We start from the raw sequence: 25,858 nt of genomic DNA, 5'->3' as shown, positions 1-25,858 counted from the left end.
CTTTTGACGCACCCTCTTTTTTTATTTTGCCCGGTACTTATTGTCCCGGAGAATGGTCAGTATTTTTTCTTTCACTTCCCCTTGAATGATAATTTCTCCATCTTTCACGGAACCACCCACGCCACATTTGTTTTTCAGTAGCTTGGCCAGTTCTTTCAGATCTTCTTCCGTGCCTACGAAACCTTGTACGAGAGTGACGGTTTTGCCTTTGCGCTGTTTGGAATCAAGGGTTACCCGCAGGTTTTGTTTTTCCGGGGCCAGTGTTTCCTGTTCTTCTTCTTGATTGTATTCGTATTGGTAATTGGGGTTCGTGGAGTAGACCACGTTAATTCGTTCCTTTTTATCGTTTTTGTTACCCATAATGTCCATGTAATTTGTTTTCGGGAACAAAAATAGCAATATTACTCGGATTGTCACGAAATGACGTGAGTTTTCCGATATGACAGATTGTAGGAAGTTACTTTACTTTGTGTGTTTAGTTTAGGGCGAGTTAAGCGGGAGATAAGGAACGACAAACGAGAGACTGACGTGTCCCCTTCGTTTTATAGTCGTTTAGTGACTAACTTTGCTATCTAGGGAATGTGCTGATGTGATTTTGGGTGTGTCTGACTTCATGCTTACTTCTAACTTATCTTGCCATTAATCGAAATAAAAATTGTTTTTTCCAAGGGGTTCGTTATCTTTGCGGCTTGAAATCGAAAACGATAGCGGGGTTGAAATAAGTAGAATAGATTAACCTATAGACTATGAATAAAATTTTAAGTAAGACTTATTTTTCAGAAAAAGTTGTAAAGCTGGAAGTTGAGGCACCATTGATAGCAAAGGCCCGTAAACCGGGTAATTTCGTGATTGTACGCGTGGGAGAGAAGGGCGAGCGGATGCCGTTGACCATTGCTGATGCTAATTTGGAAAGAGGAAGTATTACATTAGTGGTACAAGTGATGGGCGTCTCTTCCCGGAAATTGTGTGCTTTGGAAGCAGGGGATTATATCACGGATTTAGTGGGACCCCTCGGAAAACCGACTCATATCGAGAAGGTCGGAACTGTGTTGGCTTGCGGTGGTGGTGTTGGTGTGGCTCCGTTACTGCCTATCGTGCGAGCTTTTAAGGAGGCTGGAAATAGAGTGGTTTCAGTAATTGCCGGACGTAATAAGGATTTGGTAATTCTGGAAGATGAAATACGGGCTTCTTCGGATGAAGTGATTATCATGACGGATGATGGAAGCTATGGAAAAAAAGGTTTGATCACGGAAGGTATGGAAGAGGTGATCAAACGTGAGAAAGTAGATTTGGCCGTGACTATCGGACCGGCGATCATGATGAAATTCTGTGAGAAACTGACTCGTCAATATGATATCCCGACAGTGGCTAGTTTGAATGCGCTGATGGTGGATGGAACCGGAATGTGTGGAGCTTGCCGGGTGACCGTGGGGGGAAAGACCCGCTTCACTTGCGTTGACGGGCCGGAGTTTGATGCTCACTTGATTGATTTTGACGAGATCTTGTCCCGGTTAGGTGGATTCAAGGATGCCGAGGTTGCCAAACTGCATGATGTAGAGGTAAAACAGGAGGAAGCAGAACATTGTCATGGTGTGAGCGACCGGAACGAACCTTGGCGTCAGGAATTGCGTCAGAAGGTGGCTGGAAAAGACCGTACTTCTATTGAGCGTGTCCACATGCCCGAAACGACTCCGGAGGAACGTATCAAGAGCCAACGTATCGAGGTGAACCAAGGTTTGACAGCCGATATGGCTATGCGGGAGGCTACCCGTTGTATGGATTGCGTGACCCCGACTTGTATGGAAGGTTGCCCCGTGGGTATTGATATTCCCGGATTCGTGAAAAACATTGAGAGAGGGGAGTTCTTGCAGGCGGCTGCCGTACTGAAACGTACGAGTGCTTTACCCGCGGTTTGCGGTCGGGTTTGTCCTCAGGAAAAACAATGTGAATCCAAGTGTTTTTATTTACAGAAATTGAAGAAACCGTCGGTTGCTATCGGTTATCTGGAACGTTTTGCATCGGATTTCGAGAGAGAATCCGGACATATTACCGTGCCGGAAGTGGCCCATGCCAATGGAATTAAAGTTGCCGTTATCGGTTCCGGACCTTCCGGATTATCGTGTGCGGGTGACTTGGCAAAATTGGGTTACGATGTGACCGTGTTCGAGGCGTTGCATGAAATTGGCGGTGTGTTGAAATATGGTATTCCTGAATTCCGTTTGCCGAATAGCGTGGTAGACGTGGAGATTGATAATCTGAAGAAGATCGGTGTGAAATTCGTGACCAACTTTATCGTGGGAATGACGGATTCCGTGGAGGATCTGAAGGCAGAAGGCTTTAAGGCTTTCTACGTGGCTTCAGGTGCCGGACTTCCCCGGTTTATGAATATTCCCGGAGAAAACTATAACGGTATTCTTTCTTCCAACGAGTATCTGACTCGTGTAAATCTGATGGGTGCCGATAGTGAAGATTCCGATACCCCGGTGTATCGCGGAAAGAACGTGGTAGTCGTGGGAGGTGGTAACACAGCAATGGACTCTGTGCGTACGGCAAAACGTTTGGGTGCGGAACGTGCTATGATCGTTTATCGTCGGAGCGAAGAGGAAATGCCTGCCCGTTTGGAAGAGGTAAAACATGCTAAGGAAGAAGGATGCGAGTTTATCACGTTGACTAATCCGGTGGAATATATTGCCGATGAGCGGGGACGCGTGAAACAAGTACGGGTACAGAAGATGGCTTTGGGCGAACCGGATGCCAGCGGACGTCGTAGCCCTGTGCCGATGGAAGGTTCCGAGTACACGATCGATGCCGACGTGGTGGTTGTAGCCGTGGGAGTTTCTCCTAACCCGATCGTTCCGAACTCCGTGAAAGGATTGGAGATTTCACGTAAAGGTACAATCGTGGTGAACGACGAAACGATGCAGTCTAATTTGTCAGAGTTCTTTGCGGGGGGAGATATTGTGAGAGGTGGAGCAACGGTGATTTTGGCTATGGGTGACGGTCGTCGGGCTGCCAAACATATAGATGAGATGTTCAAAGCGAACTAGAATAGAATTTATTGTTACCTATTAAAGAACGGGGCTGTCTAACTTTTTTATTGTTAGACAGCCTCGTTTTAGTTTCTCTTTGTGTGTAAAAGTTTAGTGTTAATTTCAGTTTGTTTTATAAAAAATAGTAACTTGCAGCGGATTCGTATTTTTATTTATGGGAGGCTCTATGGAGATACCGATGGATATTTCGACATGGGATGATAAGTGTATGCAGGCGTTTATTCGAGAAAATGCTTCGATGTTCCGTGTGTTTGCTTTCAGGTATTTGCAGGATGAGGAGGCGGTGGATGATGTATTGCAGGAGTCTTATATGAAATTGTGGATAAATCGTTCGAAAATAGGTTCTGTGAAATCGCCTCGCAATTATTTCTTTTCTATTATAAAAAATACGATTGCGGATAAGCGAGACTATTTCCCCAAAGGCCGGAAGGCGCTGGTGCCTGCGGATGTTTCGGATGACGGGCTTTTGTTGCGCAATATCATAGAAGCGCAGAGTATCCGGATGATTGGGGAGGCCATCATGCAGTTGTCGCCACAGAGTCGGCAGGTGATGCAGATGACGCTGGATGAGATGAGTTTGGCCGATATTGCTGCGGCTTTGGACGTGAGTGTCAATACGGTAAAGACAATCAAGTACAGGGCTTTGAAACGGTTGGCAACCATGCTTTCGCGAGAGGATTTTTTACTACTGCTGTTGTTTTGAGGGTGAGGAAGAGAGGAGGAAAGGTAAGATTTTCGGGAATATTAAAAAAAATTTTTAGATGGTGTCATCCTTTTTGGATGCACTTGCCGTCTATTAGGCAAAATTTAATTAAAATGGAAAGAACAGAAAGAATTGCGCGATTGATTTCCGCCCGGATGCTCGGTCAGGAGTTGACGGAAGAGGAGAAAAGGGAGTTGGATGATTGGTTGGGGGAGGAGCAGGCCAACAAGGACCTTTTGGAGGAGGTAAGGAGTTTGCGTGGGGTACGGCAGTTTGTGCAGTTGGAGCAGGAGGGATATGGGGAGCAGATGGCTGCGGCTTTTGCGGAGAGATGTAGAGGCGGGAAGAGACGTTCGTTGAGGCGGATAGTGCTTGCAGCGGTGGGGAGTGCTGCTGCGGTGGTTGTGCTGGTGGTGGGACTTTGGATGTGGACGGGAGAGGAAGGGAGGTCTTTGCCGGAGGTGGTTGCGGTAGTGGAGGATTCGCTGTCGATACAAAGAGTGGGAACGGTGTTGACTTTGGCAAGCGGTGAACGAATCGATTTGAAGCAGGAGGAGACGGAGAAGGCGGCCACGAGGCAAAGGGGAGAGCGGGTGATTCCTGCGGAGCGGATGGCTAAGGAACATCCTGAGGCATACCACACTTTGTCTGTGCCTGCCGGAGGAGAGTTTCAATATGTACTGGCGGACGGGACGAAGGTGTGGTTGAATTCGGATTCGGAATTGCGTTTTCCGACTTCGTTCACCGGAGATGAACGGCGGGTGTACTTGAAGGGGGAGGCGTTTTTTGACGTGGTGAAGGACAGCGGGAAACAGTTTGTGGTGGCGTTGCCGGAAGGGGATATCAAGGTGTACGGTACGCGCTTCTGCATCACGGATTATGGGAATAAGCCGATGTCCGCTGTATTGACCCGCGGGAGCATCGGGTTTACGACAACGGGAGGAGAGGAGGTTCGCCTGAAGCCTGCCGACCGTTTGACGTATGAAGCAACTGAGGGTGTGTTGAAGGTGGAGCAGGTGGATACTACTTTATATATGTCGTGGATAAACAAGATGTTTGTGTTTAAGGGACAGCCCTTGGGCGAGATTATGGAAACCTTGTCGCGTTGGTACGACTTGGATTGCGTGTTCGCTTCAGAGGATTTGAAACAGGTGCGTCTGTCGGGACGGCTGAACCGTTACCAGAATATACAGGTGTTGTTGAAAACGTACGAGGGAATTGCCGGCTTGCGTTTCGAGATTGAGGGCAGGCAGGTTTTTATATCGAGGAAATAACCGGTGAGATACAAAAAATCCGATCCACAGCTACGACCCCGGAACCGGATTTTATGTGTTGAAGCCTTTTTTATAAACTTAACGCTTTAAAATTATGAAAAAAAGTTCGTATTTGGTGTGGAAAGTTCCACAAAAAATCGAGAAAAAGCTTATGCGATTATCATTATTGATTACCTTGTTGCTTTCGTGTGTGATGCATACGGAGGCGATGGCTCAACGGATAAGTATCCGGATAGAGCCGGGATCTTTGGATCAAGCCTTTCAACAGATTATCAAACAAAGCGATGCGCAATTGGTGTATAATACGGATGTCGCTTCTGCCATCCGTTGTAAGGGCGCTGTGTTTGAAAATCAGGATTTGAAGAAAATTCTGGATGAGTTGCTGGCGGATACCCGTCTGCGGTGTCGGTTGGAGAATGGAATCTATATTATAGATGATCGGCCAGCGGAGCAAAAGCAGGCAGTGAAGCTAATCGGTAAAGTGGTTGACAAAAACGGGGAACCGATTGTGGGAGCTACCTTGGTTATCAAAGGGACGACTGTGGGAGTGGCTACGGATGTGGATGGAAAGTTCGAAATGAATAACTTGTCAGGTGAGAAATTCGTGTTGCAGGTTCGTTTTATCGGTATGGGTATGCAAGAGGTGACCGCGTATCCTGATAAGTTTATCACGATCACTTTGCAAGAGGAGGTGAGTGAGATGGACGAGGTGGTTGTGGTGGGCTACCAGTCGGTGCGTCGCGAGCGTATGACGGGTAGTAGCAAGACCGTTACTGCCCGGGAAATCGAGGGGCGAGGGCTGACCTCTATCAATGAGGTGTTGAGCAGCACGATATCCGGTTTGAATATGGTGAGTAGCGGGCGTCCGGGGGCAGATTCGCAGATTCAGATCCGGGGCATCAACTCCATCAACGGAAGCACGGAGCCTATCTGGATTGTGGACGGAATGCCGATGCAGGGTGAGCTTCCGAATATCAAGGTGGGTTCCACGGATTTGCAGTCTACCATTTTTACATCCGGTATCGGCAACATCGCTCCAGATGATATCAAGTCCATCACGGTTTTGAAGGATGCCGCTGCGACGGCTATTTACGGTGCGCGGGCGGCAAATGGTGTGATTGTGGTGGAGACGAAGAGTGGACTGGTGGGAAAGACCCGTTTTAGCTTTTCGTTGAACTATGGTATCAAGGAGCGGCCGCGGAATAATATAGAGATGATGAATACGGCGCAGAAAATACAGTTCGAGAAGGAAATCTTTTACGATGAGCCGGGTTATCTTTTCGAGCCGGGGAGAATCATGAAGTTGTTGCGTTCGGCCAGTTATGGCGTGATGTCGCAGGAGGAGGCAGATGCCGAAATCGCCCGTCTTTCGACCATTGATACGGACTGGTTCAAGGAGATTTTCCGCACGGCTACGAACCAACAGTACAGTTTCAGTATGTCCGGCGGTACGGAGAAGACGCAACATTATACCTCTTTGAATTATCAGACGGAGACGGGTACGGAGCCGAACAATAAGTATAACAAATTGGGAATGAGTTCTAAGATAACTCATATTCCAGTTGAAGCGTTGCGGATTACGGGAAGTATCGGGGCCACGCTGAAGAATGACCGGGCAACGGCGAGTATGATTTCGCCCCTGAATTACGCCATGTATGCGAATCCTTATGAACGGCCTTACAATGAGGACGGTTCGTATGCCAGCGATATCACTTATAATGCCCAGCAGAGTAGCATCCGTCCGGGTTTGGACTGGGAGAATTTCAATATCCTGCATGATTTGAACAATAATACGAACAAGAGCAGGTATATCGATGCGGAAATACAGTTGAAGGTGGAGTGGGAGATTATTAAGGGGCTGATGTTCACGACTCACGGGATTTATAACGTGAATTCCAATCATAACCGGATTGTGGAGGGAGCGAATACATATACGAATTTCAAAAACAACTGGTATGACTATATCAGTTACGGGGAGGATTTGGATTTGGCTTTGGTGAGGGGGTCTTTGCGGGAGGCGACGGCATACAGCAATGCTTACACGTTTAAGAATACCTTGCAATATTCGAAGGATATAAAGGACCGGCATTTTATCAATTTCTTTCTCGGACAGGAGATTTCTGACAGGACTACTCACAGTTCATTCAATTATTCGCCGGTCTATGATGAGGTGCATAATATTATCGGGTTTCCGGATTTGTCGGGGGTGAGTGCGAACAATATCAATTTCGACCTTTTGGGGAATACGGGAAAGGAGCGGATGAAGATGTCCTCCTTTTTTGCGAACGCCTCTTATTCTTATGAGGACAGGTATATCCTAACGGGTGCCATCCGTTATGACGGTTCGGATATTATCGGTAACCGGAACCAGTTTACGCCGCTGTGGAATGTGGCTTTGCGTTGGAATCTGCATCGGGAGCGGTTTATGACGGCTTTGCCTTGGGTGAACCTGTTTTCTTTGCGCGGAGGTTTCGGTTATACGGGAAGTATCGATAAGAATGCTCTTCCTTTCTTGGTGTTCACTTTGGGACAGAGTGTGATATATGACGAACAGAATGTGCCGACGAGTCTGGAGTATCCGAATCCGAATATCAAATGGCAGAAGAAGCAGGACATGAATCTCGGTTTAGAGTTGTCTTTGTGGGATTACCGGGTGGAGTTAGGCGTGAATTACTATCACAATATTACGCGGGATGTGCTTGATAAGAAGCGTCTGGCTTCTTCTTCGGGACGATTGGAGGCAACGACGAATGTTGCCAATCTGCATAATAGCGGTGTAGAGGTCGATTTGGGCGTGACTCTATTGAAACGCAAGGATTTCCAGTGGTTTGCGAAGACTAATTTCGCCTTTAACAAGAATGTCGTGAGGAATACTTTTTATCAGAAGATAGAGGATTTGCCGCAGAAGGTGACGGCTTCTTCCGCTAACAATTATGTGGAGGGTTATGCTGCCGGGAGTTGGTTTGGTTATAAGATGGCGGGCGTGAATCCGATGACAGGCGGTCTGTTGGCTTATACGGGTAACGGGGATGCGACGCTCGACCTAGGTACGGCGCAAGGGCATGTACCGAATTCCATGGTGCGCTACTTGGGACAGAAATATCCTCCCTATGTCGGAGGTTTTTCAACTTCTGTGAATTTCAGACAGTTTGTGTTCAGTGCGAATTTCGAATACAAGGCAGGGCATAAGATTATGTCTTTCACGACTTTCAGCACGCTGAACAGCCAGAACCGCCATGTGAACGATATCAACCGTTGGAGGCAGCCGGGCGATATTACGAATGTGCCCCGTTTATCGCAGTCGAATCTCACTTCCAGTTATTATATGATGGATAATCGCCTAGAGAAGGGTAATTATCTGAAATGCGGTTATCTGACTTTAGGCTATAATCTTCCACCGGAGTTCCTTAAGAAGATCGGGTTCAATACGGCTCGTTTGAGTTTCACGGCCAAGGATTTGTTCACCCTGACCCCGTACAAGGGTATCGATCCTTTGCTGATGGGTGATTTCGGATACCCGAATTCCCGAAAATATACGATAACTTTGAATTTCAGCCTTTAAAATAGAGTCTATGAAAAATATAATTTTGTTGATAGCCATTCTGGTAGGTCTCAGTTCCTGTAGTGAATATCTGAAGGTGGATCCGTCGAATGTGCTGGCGGTTGCCAATTATGATGATGTGAAAGCGTTGCTGGGGGCGCATTTGAAAATGTATGCCGATCCGACATCGACGACTTTGAAGGAGACGGTGATTCCTTATAAGGAAAATAGTTTTTGGGTTTATCTGTACCTGTTGACAGATGATGTGGATACGGACAAGTATATTTTGTCGAATTTCGGCAATAATAACAAAACGGTTTTCGTGAATACGCTGGACTGGAAGAATACGGAAACACCGGGTGTGATTTGGGAAAAGCTGTATCTGAATATCGGTTTTTTCAATACGATATTGGATGAGTTGGATCGTGTGGATGCTTCCCCTGCGCAAGCGGATATTGTGAGTTGTGAGGCGAAGGTGTTACGCGCTTGGCACCTGTTCAAGCTTTTGCAGTATTTTTCTCCCTATCATTCGAATGAATTGGGGATTCCGGTGAATTTGGATGCGCAGCTGGTAGGCAGTTATGATGCAAGGCGGAGGAGCCAGAAAGAGGTGTACAGGATTTTAATCGACGAGTTGACGGATGTACTGGAGTGCGAGACGAGTCCGCGGGAGACGTATAATGTGTTTTACGACAAGAAGATCGTGAATGCATTACTGGCGGAGATTTATTTGTTCAAAGGAGGTTCCGGTGCCGGCGAGGCTACAGACTACGATAATGCTATCCGGCATGCGAAGGCTGCGATGGAGGGACGGAAGTTGCAGACAGTCGATGAGTATGTGCATTTTCCTGTGTTCCCGGAGCGGGAGGGGGTGAAGAAAGATTATCCACAGGGACTTTTTTATGACAACCGGAGCGATTATGTCATGCAAAATATTGTGGGCAGCAGCTATAGTAAAATTATGGCGGCGGAGAGCTTGGTGAAGATGTATAATGAGAAGGATGTGCGGAAAGAGAAGTTTTTTGATGAGTCCGGGAATATTCAGAAATATGCGAATGTGAATCCTGTAGGCAGTTATAAGCAGTTCTCTGTTTACACCTTTTTCTCTTATGCGGAGATGCACTTGATTGTGGCTGAGAGTTATGCCCGCAAAGGGGATGCACAAGCAAAGACGTGGCTGGAGGATTTTCAGCGTTGCCGTATCCGGGATTATGCGGGGTATAAGGGGAATGATGTCTTGCAGGAGATTTTGGACGAGCGTAGGCGTGAGTTCTGTTATGAGTATGATATGCGCTGGTGCGACCTGATTCGTACGCAGAAAGGATGGACACGTAATTCGTATAAGGATGAAGAAGCAGCCACTTATACGTTGGAGGACGGGGATTACCGTTTCTGTATGCCGATACCTTTGAATGAGGAATTGCAGTACAATAATATTGAGCAGAACCCGGGCTGGGGATTTTTAATCGATTAAAATTGAAAAGTTATGAAGACAGTATTATTAGTGATATTGGGATGTGTTTTACTTTTGTCCTGTGAAAAGCAGGAATATGAATCTTGGAGGACGTTTCCGGATGTGTCGAAAGTGACACGGGTCAATCTGTCGCCTAATAGCCCAGTGCTCATTGCAGACGGGAAGGCGGAATTAACTTTCAAGGTGAAGGCCTATATGGGGGTGGAGGACATTCGGACGATAGAGTTGGAGAATGAGGACGGGGTGATTGTCAAGGATTCTACTTTTAGGGATACGATTGAAATCAAGGAAGATCGGATTCCGAAGGAGGATATCAAGATTTATCTGGAGGATGGGACGCCGGTGGACTGGGCATTCAGGACGACGGAGCATGCTGGAGAGACTTTGAGGTTCAAGGCTTCGGTTTATGGGGTTGAGTCTGAAGTGCGGGAAGTGAGGATTATCGAAAAGCCGGAGGTCAATTTTGAGCATATCACCATTCCTTTGATTTTCCATCTTTTGTATAAGGAGGATGAAGCCTACCAGTATGAGAATATCACGACGGAGATGCTGCAAGGCATGGTGGATCGCTTGAACCGGGTTATGAAGAATGATATGATTAATGCTCCTTCGTCTGTGGATTTGAATGTCACTTTTGAGTTGGCGGAGACGGATAATCTTGGGAAACCTTTGAAAGAGAGAGGTATAAATCGGGTGCAGCTTTGGGATGGTATTGACGGAAATTCTTATATCAATGATTATTTGATTTGGGATTTGGATAAGTATTTGAATATATGGGTTGGAGAGCATCAGGACGAGTATTCTCTAAGGATCCAGTATCCGCAGTATATTTTGGATAACGGTTCGGAGTTGCAGATGGATGAATGGAGGACTTTACAGAAAGTGGAGAGCGTGGAGGATGCTTCCTATTGGGGTTATACTGAAGTTGGTATCGCTTTGAATAAAAAGCATCTGTATAATATGCCTAATGCTAGTAACTGGGCTGATATGGGAGGAACGAGCGAGCGGTTCGAATCCTGTATCGGGCAATTTTTCGGGCTTTATCCCACTTGGTGGTCTCCGTATGGCGGTGCGGCGGACGATTTCTGTTCGGATACTTACACGGGGACTGACATGTCTCTTCATTTTGAGAAATGGACTTATGAACCGGGTGCGCCATCGAAAAATGAATACAAGAACGGGCATGAGATTTATTTCGATTCGTTCAATATCATGGACCAAAATACCTTTTGTTCGACTATTACTTACGAGCAGGCGTTGCGTATGCGTACGGTGATGGAGAATTGTCCTTTCCGTATGATGCGGAAGTAATTTTTTGGAGGGAAATGTTTACCCAATGGGAAACTTTCCGTCATGGGTTTCTCTTGGGTAATCATAGGCAAGTAAGCTCCTTTGTTCTTTTTTAGCAAAAAAAGGGGGCTGTCCAAAAAGTCATTTTTCAAACTCCCTCCCCCATTCGGGGTGCTTCCCCTCAGGTAGGGAAAGAAGGAGGTGGCACGAAGTGATGGAGGAGTTTTTTGAAATAAAATGACTTTTGGGACAGTCCCTTTTGATATGAGTGATTTTCTTTTTTGGAAAATGGAGATATTTTGTTATATGTGTCATTGATAATGTTTTTTTCTTATATTTGTGAACTGGTAATTTGAAATATTAAAATGATTAGTTCACAAAAAGTAAATGATATTATATTCCGGATATATGATGACTCTCGTACAGTCTTTAGGTTACATGATATAGCGTTACTTTTAGGAGATTTAAATATATCTTTGTTAAGTCAACGTTTAAATTACTATGTTCGTACAGGACGCTTATTGAATCCTCGCAAAGGATTTTATGCGAAACGCGGGTATAATCCCGAAGAATTTTCAAATCTACTTTATACTCCTTCCTATATTTCTTTAGAGTATGTATTACAAAAAGCCGGAGTCGTTTTTCAATATGATGATAGAATATCTGCAATAAGTTATTTAAGTCGGGAAATAGAATCGGATGGTAAGGTGTATATGTATAAAAAAATTAAAGGAGAAATTCTTGTTGACATGAGTGGTATTGTACAACAGAATAATGTTAATATTGCGATCCCCGAACGAGCATTTTTGGATTTAATGTATCTGAATAAAGAATATCATTTTGATAATTTGAGTTTACTTGATAAGAATATGATTTTAAAATTTTTACCCTTATATCGTTCGAAACGCTTGGAAGAAAGGGTTATAAAGCAACTAAAAAATGTTTGATTTAAATAAGCACAAGTTTTTCATGCTTCAAATCTTGAAAGAAATATACTCTGACGCAGAATTGGCTTTGTGTTTAGGGTTTAAGGGTGGGACTGCTCTGATGTTTTTTTACGGATTACCTCGTTTCTCTGTTGATTTGGATTTTAATCTGCTTGATATAACACGGGAAGAACTTGTCTATGAAAAATTGCGAGCAATATTATCTAAATACGGTAAGATTGCAGATGAGGCAATGAAATTTTATGGCCCGATCATCGTGTTAGATTATGGTGTTGGAGAACGTAAGCTAAAAGTTGAAGTAACAAATCGTGTGTATGATAATCATTATGAAATAAAGAACCTACTGGGAATTTCTATTAATGTGCTGGTTGAATCAGATATGTTTGCTCATAAATTATGTGCATTATTGGATAGAACAGAAGTAACAAATCGTGATATTTTTGATTGCTGGTTTTTCATGCAACGTCGAACCCCAGTTAATCAATATATTGTTGAGGCACGGATGGGGATGACTTTGACCGATTATTTTCAACGGTGTATTGAATGTTTGGAAGGGATGAGTGATCGAAGAATTCTTAATGGATTAGGAGAATTGATGGATGATAAAATGAAAAAATTTGTCAAAACGCAACTTCGGCAAGAAACTATTACTTTGATGCAGTTTTATAAAACCTTTCCAATTTTGTCGAGAGAATAAAAACAAAGAGCGGGTATTTCAAACATACCCGCTCTCCTTTTTCATATCGTTTGAAATCAACAGATTTCGTCCAATTTATCTGCCATAGCGTAGGCGATGTTACGGCACGTTTCGAAATCTTCGTCTTTTGGGCAACCGCAAGCCTCGCAAGAAGGAGCAACCACTTCCCATTTGATTTTTTCAGCGAATTGGTTGAAACGGGGCATTGCTCCGCCAGCCCATGCTTTTCCGCCAAAGAAGGCCACCACGTGGTTTTTCACGCCCATGTGTTCCAGTTCGAACAACAGGGTTTCCATGGTTGGGAATGCGTTACCGTTGTAAGCGCAACTTCCGAGGATAACTCCTTTATAACGGAAAATGTCGTTGATGATATATGACGGGTGTGTTTTGGATGCATCGTGAATACGGATTTTCTTGATTCCTTTTTCAGCCAAGAAACGAGCGATTATATCAGCCATTTTTTCCGTGTTCCCGTACATGGAACTGAACACGATCACGACACCTTTGTCCGTGTCGTACTTGCTCCACTTGTCATATTTAGCCACGATGTCGGCAATGTGCGAACGACGGATCGGTCCGTGGGTAGCACATATCATTTTGATCGGAAGGCCTCCGAGTTTTTTCAGTGCAGTTTGAGCCGGTTGACCGTATTTTCCAACAATATTGGAATAGTAACGGCTGATTTCCTCTTCCAAGTAATCCAGATCTAACTCGTCGTCAAAGATACCTCCGTCAAGCGTACCGAATGCTCCAAAAATGTCACCACTGAACAGGATACCTTCGGTTGATTCGAAAGTAACCATCGTTTCCGGCCAGTGAAGCATCGGGGCCATGTAGAAATTCAATTTATGTTTTCCAAGGTCGAGAGAATCGCCTTCTTTTACTTCCATCAAGTTGTCACAAACCCCGTAGAAGTTTTTCAGCATGGGGAAAGTCTTGGCGTTACCGATGATTTTCACGTCCGGGTAGTGGCACAATAAAGCTTTGATGGCTCCGGTGTGATCGGGTTCCATGTGATTAATCACGAGATAATCCACTTTCCGGCCATTCAGTAATTGTTCGATATTCTCCACGTAGTCATCCATTTTGCTTCTTTCGATCGTGTCGATGACTACCACTTTTTCATCCACGATGATGTAAGAATTATAAGCAACACCTTTGGGAATAGGCCAGTAATTTTCGAAGATATGGGTTCTTCTGTCATTGACTCCAACCCAGTAAATGTCTTTCTTAATTTCTCTCGCTAGATTCATATTGATTATAATTTTATGTATTTCTTTTTCGCTCCCGCGAAATTATGAAAAAAAGGCCGTTAATCGGATGGATCAACGGCCTTTTTTTATAGTTTTTCTCTAACTCCTTATAGAGTGGATTTATTTGATTCCAAGTTTTTTGCGAATATCCTTCGGGATGGCATTCTTGTGAACGATGATGTTCATCGTTTTGTATTTCATGAAAGGTTCAGAAGCGTAGAAATATCCACCGAATTTATTATATTGATTCCAAGAGTTTTTCACGATATAGTAAACCGTACCGTTCTGGTCTTTCGCTTTACCGATTACGTGCATACCGTGATCATCGGTAGTTAAGTAGTTGTCGAACTCTTGTTGTCTCATTTCTTGAGTAATCTCTTTTTCAGGAGCCGGGCCTTGTCTGAAAGCATCCGGAGTTTGGTTCCCTTTAGGCATAGCTTCCCATTTAGCGATTTCGGCACCGCTCATTTCTTTCGTGTCGGTTGTCGGAACCACGGCAACTCCGGGTTGTGAGGTTTGGAAACCTCTTTCGCTCACGTCAGAAGCCCAAGCAAAGGTGTAACCGTTGTCGATAGCGTTGCTCATGACTTGTGCCAGTTCATCTATCGGTAAATTGTAAGACATTCCCCACAACCAGTTGTCCGGAACTTCAATTGCAAATTGAGAATAGAACGGGTGGTGAGTGAATGAAGTCAAGCTCACATAATCATCCATGTTCAAACCAACAACTTCGTCAGCGAAAGTTCTCGGGGTATATTCTTTACCTTTGTATTCGAATTTTTCGGGTTCTTCTCCGAGATAAGCATCTAGAATACCGTCAAAGCCTTTTTTCCAAGCAGTACTTAATTTTTTGTTTGAGTTTTTGATAACAGCGTTAACGTAACCTGCCAACACATCGTCGATTTCTCCGAAAGCGTGGTTCGGTTCACCGTAGTTCAATCCTTTGTAAACGTCCATCGGAACGATACCGTAGTTTTTGATCACGTGCATCACGTCGCAGAAAGCTCCGCCGACAGCAAAGTTCATGCTACCGTGCAGACGAACAAATTTAGTTGCTTTGTCGCTGTAAGCGTGTCTCACGATGTACATGGCTGAAAGATCGATTGGTTCTTTGCCCATACGGATCATTTCTGATTCAAAGAACGAGATTCCGGACCATGACCAGCAGGTACCTGCACGAGCCTGATCTTTTACAGAAGTTGCAGGTAATCTCTTAATATCAGTGAATTGGTAACCTTTCGGTTGATTGCTTTTAGCATCCTGAGCATTAGCCAAGAAAGACAGCCCAAAGATGAGAGCGAACATTAAAGATGTAATTTTTCTCATTTTTTTGAAACTTCGATTATAGATTAATATAATTGTTATCACGTTTTTGTTTACTGCCAAAGATACTATTTTATTGGCAATGTCATGAAAGTAACACGAGTATTAAGAAAATTTTAAGAACTTCTTTTACTCGACGACTTCCCGTTCTACTTTTCCCCACAGGTTGACCTTAGAGAAAAATTTGTATTTCCGGTTACAAACCCAAAGGAAAATGACCCCGCAGACGAGCATCACCACGGTATCCATGTGCGAAGCCGTTGGTGCCATATCCTTGAACAGTGCGTGTGTTTGCAGGGCGGAGGCGTCATGTGTTACCACAAGGGAGGAAATGACGTTGTTGGCCAAGTGTAACCCCAAAGCCAATTCCAACCCGTCATCCCAGATGGCTACCAGTCCAAGGAGTAATCCCATCAGAATATATTGCGGCATAGCTACCCAGAAACCGAAACGATCCACTTCCGGGTTGGACCCGTGAAGTAACCCGAAGGCAAAACCGGTAAGTAATAGGGCTACCCATCTGTATTTGAAAAGTAGGATACTGCCTTGCATCAGATATCCCCGGAAAATAAATTCCTCGAATGCCACTTGGAAGGGAATGAAAATCAGTATAACGATGCACATCATGATGAAATTGAATGGCTGGAATTGGAACACGAGGTTAGACGTGTCTCCGAATCCGTATTGCGCACCCAGTAGGACGATGGTTAATATTCCCCATATGGCAGCCCCGAAGAACACCCGTTTCACGTCAAAACGATTTCGGCCCGTGAGTATATCCGTCGGTTTCTTGTGATGGAAATATTTCACGCATAACAGAAGTGCGATGACGCCTCCGGCGAACGTGAATAGCATGAGTGCTAGGCCCAGATTCGTGTTCGTGACGGCCAGAATGTTATTCGTCCCCCCGCTTAGTATTTCGGGATTCATGATGATACTGTAAATTACTAACGGGATTGACGCTACTTGTACTGCGGCAAACACGATAATGAGCGTGAGGATGTAAAAATACCATTTGTTGTTACCTTTGTATGACTTTTCTAAAAACATGACGTTGTTAATTTTAGATTTTAAATTTTAGATTTCCACCCACGAAATCACCCTTCTAGATTTACTACATTCAACTTTTATCTTTTAGTTTTTATCTTTTAACTTCAATCTTTCCAACTCCCCCCTCTGGCTCCCCCTTACACAGGGGGAGCCAGAGGGGGGAGTTTTTTCCATTCTAAATTTTAAATTTTCCATTTTAAATTTTTAAAACTCCACGGTTTTAAGAATGTGTTCCAAGCTGTACTCGTCGGGGATAAGTACTTGACGGGCTTTACTACCCTCGAATGGTCCCACGATGCCTGCCGCTTCCAGTTGGTCGATGATTCTTCCTGCCCGGTTGTAGCCGATGGAGAAACGTCGCTGGATAGAGGAGGTTGAACCCTGTTGGGTGTTCACTACCAAACGGGCGGCCTCTTCAAATAACGGGTCTTTTACCCCGAGATCGATGTCGCCACTCACCCCGTTTTCCGTGTCGGAAACATATTCGGGGAGTGCGTAGGCTTCCGGGTAACCCTGTTGATCCGCAATGAATTTCGTGATGGCATCTACTTCCGGGGTATCGACGAAGGCACATTGTACACGTACCATCTCGCTATCCTTGGAAATCAACATATCCCCGCGGCCGATCAACTGGTTGGCTCCCGGTGAGTCCAGAATAGTGCGGGAGTCGATCATGGAGGCCACCTTGAAGGCTATTCGTGCCGGGAAGTTGGCTTTGATGACCCCGGTGATGATGTTCGTGGAAGGTCGTTGCGTGGCAATGATCATGTGAATCCCGACGGCACGGGCCAGCTGGGCGATACGGGCAATCGGTTGTTCCACCTCTTTACCCGCAGTCATGATCAAGTCGGCAAACTCGTCTACCACTACTACTATATAAGGTAGATAACGGTGACCATTGTTCGGGTTCAGTTGCCGTTTCACGAACTTTTCGTTATATTCTTTGATGTTTCTTACGTGAGCTTGTTTCAACAGATCGTAGCGGCTGTCCATCTCGATGCAGAGAGAGTTGAGCGTGGCCACGACCTTGTCGTTATCGGTAATAATGGCTTCTTCTGCATCCGGTAACTTCGCCAAGAAATGTTTTTCGATGACGGAATAGATGCTTAACTCCACCTTTTTAGGGTCCACCATCACGAATTTCAATTGTGACGGGTGTTTTTTATACAAGAGCGATGTGATAATGGCATTCAAGCCCACGGATTTACCTTGTCCCGTGGCTCCGGCTACCAGCAAGTGGGGCATTTTTGCCAGATCGAACGTGTAAGGTTCATTCGAGATGGTTCGTCCCAGTGCTACCGGAAGGGCATATTTGGATTCTTGGAATTTCTTGGATGCGATGATTCCCCGCATGGAAACGACTTCCGGATTCTGGTTCGGCACTTCAATACCGATGGTTCCGGCTCCGGGGATCGGGGCAATGATTCGTATGCCTAAGGCTGACAAGCTTAACGCAATGTCATCTTCGAGGTTTTTGATTTTCGAGATTTTTATACCGGGAGCGGGGACAATTTCGTATAACGTGACTGTCGGTCCGATGGTCGCCTTGATCTTGGTGATCTCTATTTTATAATGGCGCAATGTCTCGATAATCGTGTTTTTATTCTCTTCGAGTTCTTCCGCTGTTACTTTTTGCGAACCGGAAGAGTGTTCTTCCAGTAATTCTAGCGGGGGATATTGATAGTTCGATAAATCGAGAGTCGGGTCGTACTCCGTGTCCGGCATCAAGTTTTTGGTTAATTGCTCTTCCAGCTTGTCAGCCATAACGGTCAATTCAATATCGTCATTGGTGAGCGGGAGAGTATCTTCTCTGTGTTCATCTTGATTTTCAGGGTTCTTGTCCACGGATAAATTGAAGTGATGTTCTGTCGTGAATTCCTCTTCGGGATCATGCAATTCCAGTTTTTCTGATTCATCCGGATGGGGCGTGTCAAACTCATGACGGGGGAAAAGTTCATCTTCAACAGGCGGAACCTTTTCTATATCCAATTTCTCTTTTTCTTCGGTATCGATGTCCTCTTCTTTTTCTTGCAGGTCTTCCGGCTCTTCAGTTTTTGCCATCTCTTCTCGTTTCCGGGTAAGAGCGGCTTCTTGTGCCAAGGCCCTTTCTTCCTTGAGTTGAGCCCGACGTGCGAAGTAATTCTTGATCATGGTCATGCATTTGTTGAAAGCGTTCTCGAATCCAAAGAAAAGAATGGCTGCAAACGAAACAATCAACAGGAAGAACGAGCCGATTTCCCCGATAAACGAGTTCAGCCAAAAACACACGAAATAGCCGTGAGCTCCACCCGGGAATACGTATCCTGTGGGTAAGAACGTGAAAATATATCCCAATAACAAGGAGCACCAGATGATTAGGACAAAGCTAATGATGATCTTTTTCCCGAATTTCTTGATATTCCGTCCGGCAATACGTAGCCCGATGATAAATAGCAAGTAGCAGAATATGAATGACGAAACTCCGAACCACCGGTTTATGAGCAAATCGGAAAGAAACGCTCCTAGTTTGCGTCCCGGGTTTCCGACGACAATATCCGGGTTGGTCATTAATTCCCGGGTCTCTTTATCGATCAGACTCTGGTCCATGCCACCGGTGAAAAAGAAACCGACGAGGGACACCAGCAGGTAAATGGAAAATAGCATAAAAATCAGCCCAACAACTACACGTGTCCGGGGATCCTTCAGAAAATTAAAGGAATAGGGGGTACGTGTTTTACCACTCTTTTTATTGTTTATACGTGTTATCATGTAAATTGAAATTATCGAAATCGCAGGTACAAATATACAAAATGTAAAATTTAGAATTTAGGATTTGGAATGAAAAGATTTTGGCACGCCTCAAAACATAGTTAAGGTATATTAATTAAGAATTTCTTAATAGTCAGTTGGCAAGGATATTGCTAATATTGTAATATACAAACAAAATGTGGATACTTTACGTTTAATCTATAAAGGAGATAAAGATATGACAATGAGAAAATCATTTTTAAATTTAGGACTGGGGGTTGTTGGCGGTTGCCTTGCTTTCGTGGCGATAGATGCCATTCGAGGGGAAAGTGCTGCACCGGTTTCACAATTGGAAATTGCATCTCCCGCGGCGGTTCGTCCTGTTTCACTCGCGTCTAACACGGCTCTTCCTGTTGGGGGAGCGGGTAGCGTGGATTTGAGGGAGGCTGCCAAAAAGACAGTTCCGGCTGTTGTTCATGTCAAAACAGTACAAATGGGACGGGAATATATAGGTAACCCACTATTGGAGTTTTTTTACGGTTATGCCCCGCATACACGGGAAACCCCGCAAAAAATGGGTATTGGGTCGGGTGTAATTGTCTCTGAGGACGGGTATATTATCACGAATAATCACGTGATCGACAAGAGCGACAAGATTACGGTGACCTTAGATAACAAGACGGAATACGAGGCCAAGGTAATCGGGACAGATCCTAGCACGGATATTGCTTTATTAAAAGTAGAAGCAAACGGACTTCCTTATCTGGAGTATGCGAATTCGGATGACGTGGAGTTGGGAGAGTGGGTTTTGGCCGTGGGTAACCCGTATAATTTAACCTCAACGGTTACAGCAGGAATTATCAGTGCCAAAGCGAGAGAGTTGGGGATAAACCGGAGCCAGATGAGTCTGGAGTCATTCTTGCAGACAGATGCCGCAGTGAACCCCGGTAATAGTGGGGGTGCGTTGGTGAATGCCAAGGGTGAGTTGATTGGGATCAATACGGCAATTGAATCCCCGACAGGCTCTTACTCGGGTTACTCGTTTGCCGTACCTTCGAATATTGCCCGTAAAATTGTCGGGGATTTGAAGGAGTTTGGTACGGTTCAGAGAGCGATGATGGGAATATCCATGTGGAGAGACGAGTTGACGCCTGCTGTGGCGAAAGAGCTGGGAACGGATGAAGTGAGCGGAATATATGTATATGAGGTGATACCTAACGGGGCGGCAGCTAAAGCCGGAATAAAGAAAGGAGATGTAATCAAACGCATAAATGGTATCGAGATAAAGACAAGACCGGAGTTCCAAGGACAGTTGGCTAAATATCACCCGGGAGCGACTATTTCCGTGACTGTGAGCCGTGGAGGAAAATTAAAGGATTTGGATGTGGTACTCCAGAACACGTATGGTGATGTTGCCTTGGTGGATAAGAATTATACCGGAATACTGGGAGCCACGGTGGAGCCGTTGAGTCGGGAGGACCGTTATCGCTATCGCTTGAACGGGGGTGTGAAAATTATAGATATAAAGAATGGCCCTTTTAAAGCGATTGGTTTGGATGAAGGATACATTATCGTGAAAATTAATAACACGGTGATTTATGATAAAGACGATTTGGTACGGGCGCTGAAAGCGGCAGAAAATGAGGGTGTTCTTGTGACAACTATCTCGCCGCGAGGACGTGTCGAGTACTACGCTTTATCTTTACAGAATTAAAAAACGTTAATATTGGAAAGGTGTCGATTTTAACATATTGGTTTATGGATAAATTGTTCTACCTTTGCGACATATTTGGGGGAGAATATTAGAAGACTATGAGACAGCTAAAGATAACAAAATCTATAACGAACAGAGAGAGTGCTTCTCTTGACAAGTACTTGCAAGAGATTGGTAAGGAGGATTTGATTACGGTTGAAGAGGAAGTTGAGCTTGCCCAGCGAATCCGGAAAGGGGATCAACGGGCTTTGGAGAAACTGACTCGGGCAAACCTTCGTTTCGTGGTATCTGTTGCAAAACAATACCAGAATCAGGGATTAAGCCTTCCGGACCTTATCAACGAGGGGAATTTGGGTTTGATTAAAGCAGCAGAGAAGTTTGACGAAACGAGGGGATTCAAATTTATTTCTTATGCCGTATGGTGGATTCGCCAATCTATCCTGCAAGCATTGGCAGAACAATCGCGTATTGTACGTTTGCCATTGAATCAAGTTGGATCTTTGAATAAAATCAATAAAGCATTTTCTCGTTTCGAACAAGAGCATGAGCGTCGTCCGTCACCGGAAGAGTTGGCAGAGACTTTGGATTTACCGGCTGAAAAAGTTGCCGATACTTTGAGAGTGTCCGGCCGTCATATTTCCGTGGATGCACCTTTCGTTGAGGGGGAAGACAACAGCTTGCTCGATGTGTTGGTAAACGATGATTCTCCTGTTGCGGACAAGACGTTAATTAACGAGTCCTTGTCAACGGAAGTAGAGAGAGCATTGGCTACATTGACCGAAAGAGAACGTGATATTATTCGTTTGTTTTTCGGTATCAATTGCCAAGAAATGACATTGGAAGAAATTGGAGAGAAGTTCGGGTTAACCCGTGAACGTGTTCGCCAAATCAAGGAAAAGGCTATTCGCCGTCTGCGACATTCTTCCAGAAGTAAGCTATTAAAAACTTATTTAGGATAAATGAAAAGCGCCAGTTGGCGCTTTTTTTTATGTTTTAATGACCTGTTATTGACATCGTTTTCGTTAATAGGTCAAGAGTATTGACAGTTTCACTTTACGTTATAAATCTAATGCACATAGAGAGGTCGTCTAACAAGTCTTATCCAGTGTTAAAACTACCCCCTCCAGCTCCCCCTTATACAGGGGGAGAGTTGATTTCCAAGCGATTTCTCCCCTGTGTAAGGGGGAGTTAGTGGGGGTAGTTTTTCAAAATTGACTTTTTGGACAATTCCTCCTAAAATTAGCTCCTTCCCGTTTTATGCGGTTGTTATTTTCACGTGTTGGGAGGGAGAGGCCAGGTAACCGTTTGCTGAAGTGGCGAAAAGATAGACGTTACAATTTTCTACCGACCAGATCTCGGGTAATTCGATCGAGGTTACTCCCGATTCTCCACGCGCTCTTAATGATACGATCCCGCTGAGATTTGTCTTGGTTTCGAGGATGGATGCGTAGAGAAGATCCTTCGGGTCACTGTTCAGCAACGAGTTCGACAGTGCTTCTTGTTGGAACACGAGCATCCTGCCGTCGGCGTTGTACGTTACCGTGACTTCGAAGAAACAGGGCAGTTTGCCGTCCGATACCTGTAGCTTTTCGAGGTCAATCGTGGCCTCGTAGTTTTCATCCACTTCCACGAAGTTTTTGTTTGCTCTCACGAACTCGTTCGACGAGGAACGCCCCTTTGCTTTTTCTGGGAAACCGGTTCGAGTCGTTTCGATTAGTACCCGTGCTAATTGTACGAGCATCGTGAAGGTTGCTCGATGACGAAGTTGTTTCGGGGTTTTCGCATTTTTCACGTGTGCGACTTTCGCCCGGGCGAATGTTTTACCGTGCATGATGTAATACGTTACATTTCCCACGGATTTTCTCAATTTTTCAGCCATTGGCGCTTGATATTCTGCCATAACTTTTAGGTTTTAAGTGATTATTAATTTTAAAGGATCCTTTCTTATATAATATAAGAAATGGCTTTAATACCCCGGTTGTAAAAGTTAAATAATGTTAGATACATTGATCCGCTAGCATCGTGTGGATCGGTGTATTTGTAATATGCTGTTTGCTCGTTGTTTGGCTAGGGTTTCTCCGTGCTTTCTCCGTGTCACTTGCGAGTGACGCTAGAAAAACATTTGTTTGGGAAGGGGGGTATTTTTGTCCAAAACTATATTTTAAGATAGAGAGAGGGTAGCATGACTAGAGGGAATTCAAATGTTTCATGAATAAAAAAAGAGAATTATGGCAAAAGTGGGAAATTGTTTAGGAGGTTTTTCCGGGAAAATCGGGAATGTAGTTTATTATTATTGTAACGGGAATTTGTACGCACGGCGTCGACCGTATAGGAAGATGTTGGTGAGGAGCAAGAACCAGCAATTATGGCAGAATCGTTTCAGTGCCTGTATTTCGTTCTATCGTTCATTGAATGGTGTTTGCGTGAAACCGATTTGGGTGAAGCTGGGTAAATTAATGAACATAAACGGGTTAAATGCTTTTGTTTCTTCGAATATCCAGGCTTTTAACGGGGAGATGGGTATTAGTAATTACGAGGAGATTCATTTTAGTAAAGGAGTTTTGAAGGTGCCTATGGGTTTCGAAATTAGGGAAAGAAAGGGAAACAAGTTGGACGTGTGTTGGGATACGGGATGGCAGACTTCGCTTGATGCTGGTACGGATCGGCTTTGTGCAGGGGTGATTTATGATGACGAGCCTTTGCGTCCGTTGCTGGCAGAAAATGTGACAGGAATCCGGTCGGAAGGGATAGGAATGATCGAATTGAGGGAAGGAATTACGAAATGTTATCACCTGTATTGTTATTTCATGTCAGGGGATGGACGGAGTTATTCTGGCGACAAGTATTTCCGGGGATAAGGGAAAGGCGGTTTGCAGCGTGTTGACGAAAAGGGGGCGAGGGAACGTCACATGTTCCCTCGCTTGTAGCGAATACTTTGAAGGTTCATAGACCGAATGAGGATGATACTGTCTAAATAAAGGACACAGGTTAATTTACATCCTCGATTAATTTGTTCAAAAAGTTGAGAATAACCTGTGGCAGCAAAAAATTAATTTTATAACACAGTTTAAATTCCATTTTTTCATGTTTGAGAATCGAGTAAATTATTTCTATTGATGATCCTCGTAACGATTCATAACATCAATTATGTCACCTTTATCATTCCGGATAGTGTCTTTTACCCACTTACCGGGTTTACGATGCTTATATGGAATCACGATTTTGTTTTTTTCGGCTCTGGATAATTTATCGTAATCTCGAATTCCCATGCCATGTCCAAAGGCGACATCAAAAATAGTTAAATCCTCCCAAAAATAGACTTTTGCGGCATACTCGCTGTAGAATATTTCCTTTTCCATATCATAAGGATACTCTACCGTGTAATATATCCGTTTCATGTTTTTTCTGATAATTGATGGATGAAGGTCTCTGGAAGATTTAGACACTCGCCTGTACTTGATAACAGGTTCTTTATATTCCCGATAATAATCTCGTCCGTGTTTCAAGACCACCTGTTTCGTTAACTTGATCAATTTTTCGTCAAGCTTCTTTTTAGCTATACTATCTTTAATCACTACCGTATCTTGCTCTTGAGTGTATGTCATGTTATTAATACCCAAGAGGCAAAATACAACCAATAAAATGAATTCAAACTTTTTCATCTCTATATTATTTAAGGAATTTCTCTTCTGTTAGGACCATAAGTGTACATTTGTTTCGGATTATCTTTTATATCTACTGGATCTCCCGCAAATACTTGATACAAATAATCATATACCAGCCCCGGCAAACTACCTTCTGTCATTACAAGATAAGAATATGGTCAAAATTAAAAAAATACTGGATTTTAAATAACTAAAAATGACCTTCCTTTTCATAACGTTAAATTTTGAATGTAAAACACCTTTTCTTCACAACACTATAGTGGACTATTTTAGTATATGATATAATTTCTATTGAATTACATCTTACTTATATGTTGTCATTAAAAATTTTAGTGGTTGTACAAACGCTCCACAATTTAATTATAATTTTATAATTAACAACAAAAACATCAATATGTTTTAGACCGTTTTACGCATTTAGCTTGTTTTGTATGCCATATCACATTATGCAATAAATACATATGTTTGTCTATTTTATATTAATTCTAAATAAGTAAAAATGCATAAAAATATGATGATTCAAAAAAAAACTTCGTCATGGAGTAACTCAATCACTTGGATGAAAATGGATTCGAATTTGCTTTTCAACCGCTTTTTTGTTGTTATGTGATTGATATGTAGTTTGTTGTCCAAAATAAATACACGAAATCTTTCACGAATAATAAAGGCTTTTCGATTGATAATCAGAAGAAAAGCCTTTATTATTCAATCACGAAAAAGACTGTCTAAACTTGTTAGACAGCTTTCTTGTAATCATTTTATTATTTAGCAGGTTTATTCCGTCCTGTTTTTCAATATACTATTTTGTTTTCTTGGGTGATTTTATGTCTTTCGTTTCTTTTTTCATTTGTACATTTATTTCTGATTTCTCGCCTACGGAGATTTCTTGGGTCTTCATTCCTTCTTTGGAAAATATCAACGTGCTATTCGTTAACGTGACCATTTTGTATCGGCCTTCCGCATTAGTTACCGTGCCAATTTCTGTTCCTTTGACCATGATGATCACTTCGGGGATCGGTTTCCCGGTTACGCTATCCGTTACGATTCCATGAATGCTTTTGGGAGAGTCGGGAGTGAGCGTGTCTGTTTTATTTCCCCATGTAAAACTGGCAATGAAGGTGCAAATAAATAGTATTTTTATCATGGTGTT

The 25,858-nt window shown here is 43.8% G+C and carries 20 protein-coding genes; 11 read left to right on the top strand and 9 right to left on the bottom strand.

The window, feature by feature from the left end; translation table 11 throughout:
* Positions 1–21: 21 nt before the first annotated feature.
* Positions 22–360, bottom strand: coding sequence for a translation initiation factor (locus QVC79_RS04870; RefSeq protein ID WP_270593457.1), 339 nt, complete (start codon positions 358–360; stop codon positions 22–24).
* Positions 361–746: 386 nt separating this feature from the next.
* Here QVC79_RS04870 and QVC79_RS04865 point away from each other — a divergent pair, with 386 nt between their 5' ends.
* The 8 genes from QVC79_RS04865 to QVC79_RS04830 all read left to right on the top strand — a co-directional run bounded on the left by QVC79_RS04865 (position 747) and on the right by QVC79_RS04830 (position 12,976).
* Positions 747–3,047, top strand: coding sequence for a bifunctional dihydroorotate dehydrogenase B NAD binding subunit/NADPH-dependent glutamate synthase (locus QVC79_RS04865; protein ID WP_270593459.1), 2,301 nt, complete (start codon positions 747–749; stop codon positions 3,045–3,047).
* A gap of 169 nt (positions 3,048–3,216) precedes the next feature.
* Complete coding sequence (locus tag QVC79_RS04860; protein WP_270593460.1) at positions 3,217–3,753, top strand: RNA polymerase sigma factor; 537 nt, start codon at positions 3,217–3,219, stop codon at positions 3,751–3,753.
* A 113-nt stretch (positions 3,754–3,866) separates the two neighbouring features.
* Positions 3,867–5,027: a FecR family protein gene (locus QVC79_RS04855; protein ID WP_270593461.1), complete on the top strand. Its 1,161-nt coding sequence runs from the start codon at positions 3,867–3,869 to the stop codon at positions 5,025–5,027.
* 94 nt (positions 5,028–5,121) lie between these two features.
* Positions 5,122–8,589, top strand: coding sequence for a SusC/RagA family TonB-linked outer membrane protein (locus QVC79_RS04850; protein ID WP_270593462.1), 3,468 nt, complete (start codon positions 5,122–5,124; stop codon positions 8,587–8,589).
* A 10-nt stretch (positions 8,590–8,599) separates the two neighbouring features.
* The gene (locus QVC79_RS04845) at positions 8,600–10,042 is read left to right on the top strand and encodes a RagB/SusD family nutrient uptake outer membrane protein (protein ID WP_270593463.1); all 1,443 of its coding nucleotides are present in this window, start codon (positions 8,600–8,602) and stop codon (positions 10,040–10,042) included.
* Between the two features lie 12 nt (positions 10,043–10,054).
* A complete protein-coding gene (locus tag QVC79_RS04840; RefSeq protein ID WP_270593464.1) occupies positions 10,055–11,353 on the top strand; it encodes a zinc metalloprotease in 1,299 nt (432 codons plus the stop codon).
* A 344-nt stretch (positions 11,354–11,697) separates the two neighbouring features.
* Positions 11,698–12,279, top strand: coding sequence for a hypothetical protein (locus QVC79_RS04835; protein ID WP_287642442.1), 582 nt, complete (start codon positions 11,698–11,700; stop codon positions 12,277–12,279).
* The gene (locus tag QVC79_RS04830) at positions 12,272–12,976 is read left to right on the top strand and encodes a nucleotidyl transferase AbiEii/AbiGii toxin family protein (protein ID WP_270593467.1); all 705 of its coding nucleotides are present in this window, start codon (positions 12,272–12,274) and stop codon (positions 12,974–12,976) included. The genes QVC79_RS04835 and QVC79_RS04830 overlap by 8 nt, the downstream gene beginning before the upstream one ends.
* A gap of 56 nt (positions 12,977–13,032) precedes the next feature.
* Here the strand turns inward: QVC79_RS04830 and QVC79_RS04825 are convergent, their stop codons facing one another.
* From QVC79_RS04825 to QVC79_RS04810, 4 genes are all read right to left on the bottom strand, one after another.
* A complete protein-coding gene (locus QVC79_RS04825; protein WP_270593469.1) occupies positions 13,033–14,229 on the bottom strand; it encodes an FprA family A-type flavoprotein in 1,197 nt (398 codons plus the stop codon).
* A 120-nt stretch (positions 14,230–14,349) separates the two neighbouring features.
* The gene (locus tag QVC79_RS04820) at positions 14,350–15,555 is read right to left on the bottom strand and encodes a C1 family peptidase (RefSeq protein WP_124317577.1); all 1,206 of its coding nucleotides are present in this window, start codon (positions 15,553–15,555) and stop codon (positions 14,350–14,352) included.
* A 126-nt stretch (positions 15,556–15,681) separates the two neighbouring features.
* Positions 15,682–16,602, bottom strand: a complete 921-nt coding sequence (locus tag QVC79_RS04815; protein ID WP_270593471.1) for a CPBP family intramembrane glutamic endopeptidase — start codon at positions 16,600–16,602, stop codon at positions 15,682–15,684.
* A gap of 204 nt (positions 16,603–16,806) precedes the next feature.
* Positions 16,807–19,338, bottom strand: a complete 2,532-nt coding sequence (locus QVC79_RS04810) for an FtsK/SpoIIIE family DNA translocase (RefSeq protein ID WP_416336078.1) — start codon at positions 19,336–19,338, stop codon at positions 16,807–16,809.
* A 235-nt stretch (positions 19,339–19,573) separates the two neighbouring features.
* Between QVC79_RS04810 and QVC79_RS04805 the strand changes: the two genes are divergently transcribed.
* The gene (locus QVC79_RS04805) at positions 19,574–21,043 is read left to right on the top strand and encodes a trypsin-like peptidase domain-containing protein (protein WP_270593475.1); all 1,470 of its coding nucleotides are present in this window, start codon (positions 19,574–19,576) and stop codon (positions 21,041–21,043) included.
* Between the two features lie 98 nt (positions 21,044–21,141).
* Positions 21,142–22,002 (top strand): sigma-70 family RNA polymerase sigma factor, encoded by an 861-nt coding sequence (locus QVC79_RS04800; protein ID WP_026207779.1) that lies wholly within the window; start codon positions 21,142–21,144, stop codon positions 22,000–22,002.
* Between the two features lie 296 nt (positions 22,003–22,298).
* On the opposite strand, the gene QVC79_RS04795 is transcribed toward QVC79_RS04800, so the two are convergent.
* Positions 22,299–22,943: a DUF6266 family protein gene (locus tag QVC79_RS04795; protein ID WP_270593476.1), complete on the bottom strand. Its 645-nt coding sequence runs from the start codon at positions 22,941–22,943 to the stop codon at positions 22,299–22,301.
* Positions 22,944–23,271: 328 nt separating this feature from the next.
* Here QVC79_RS04795 and QVC79_RS04790 point away from each other — a divergent pair, with 328 nt between their 5' ends.
* A complete protein-coding gene (locus tag QVC79_RS04790; RefSeq protein ID WP_270593478.1) occupies positions 23,272–23,901 on the top strand; it encodes a hypothetical protein in 630 nt (209 codons plus the stop codon).
* 252 nt (positions 23,902–24,153) lie between these two features.
* On the opposite strand, the gene QVC79_RS04785 is transcribed toward QVC79_RS04790, so the two are convergent.
* From QVC79_RS04785 to QVC79_RS04775, 3 genes are all read right to left on the bottom strand, one after another.
* Positions 24,154–24,705, bottom strand: coding sequence for a hypothetical protein (locus tag QVC79_RS04785; RefSeq protein WP_270593480.1), 552 nt, complete (start codon positions 24,703–24,705; stop codon positions 24,154–24,156).
* Between the two features lie 11 nt (positions 24,706–24,716).
* Positions 24,717–24,848: a hypothetical protein gene (locus QVC79_RS04780; RefSeq protein ID WP_287642441.1), complete on the bottom strand. Its 132-nt coding sequence runs from the start codon at positions 24,846–24,848 to the stop codon at positions 24,717–24,719.
* A gap of 659 nt (positions 24,849–25,507) precedes the next feature.
* Positions 25,508–25,852 (bottom strand): carboxypeptidase-like regulatory domain-containing protein, encoded by a 345-nt coding sequence (locus tag QVC79_RS04775; RefSeq protein WP_270593481.1) that lies wholly within the window; start codon positions 25,850–25,852, stop codon positions 25,508–25,510.
* Between the last annotated feature and the right edge of the window lie 6 nt (positions 25,853–25,858).

This window comes from Butyricimonas sp., from assembly GCF_019423355.1.
GTDB lineage: Bacteria > Bacteroidota > Bacteroidia > Bacteroidales > Marinifilaceae > Butyricimonas > Butyricimonas faecihominis.
This window is presented reverse-complemented; position numbering and strand designations above follow the sequence as displayed.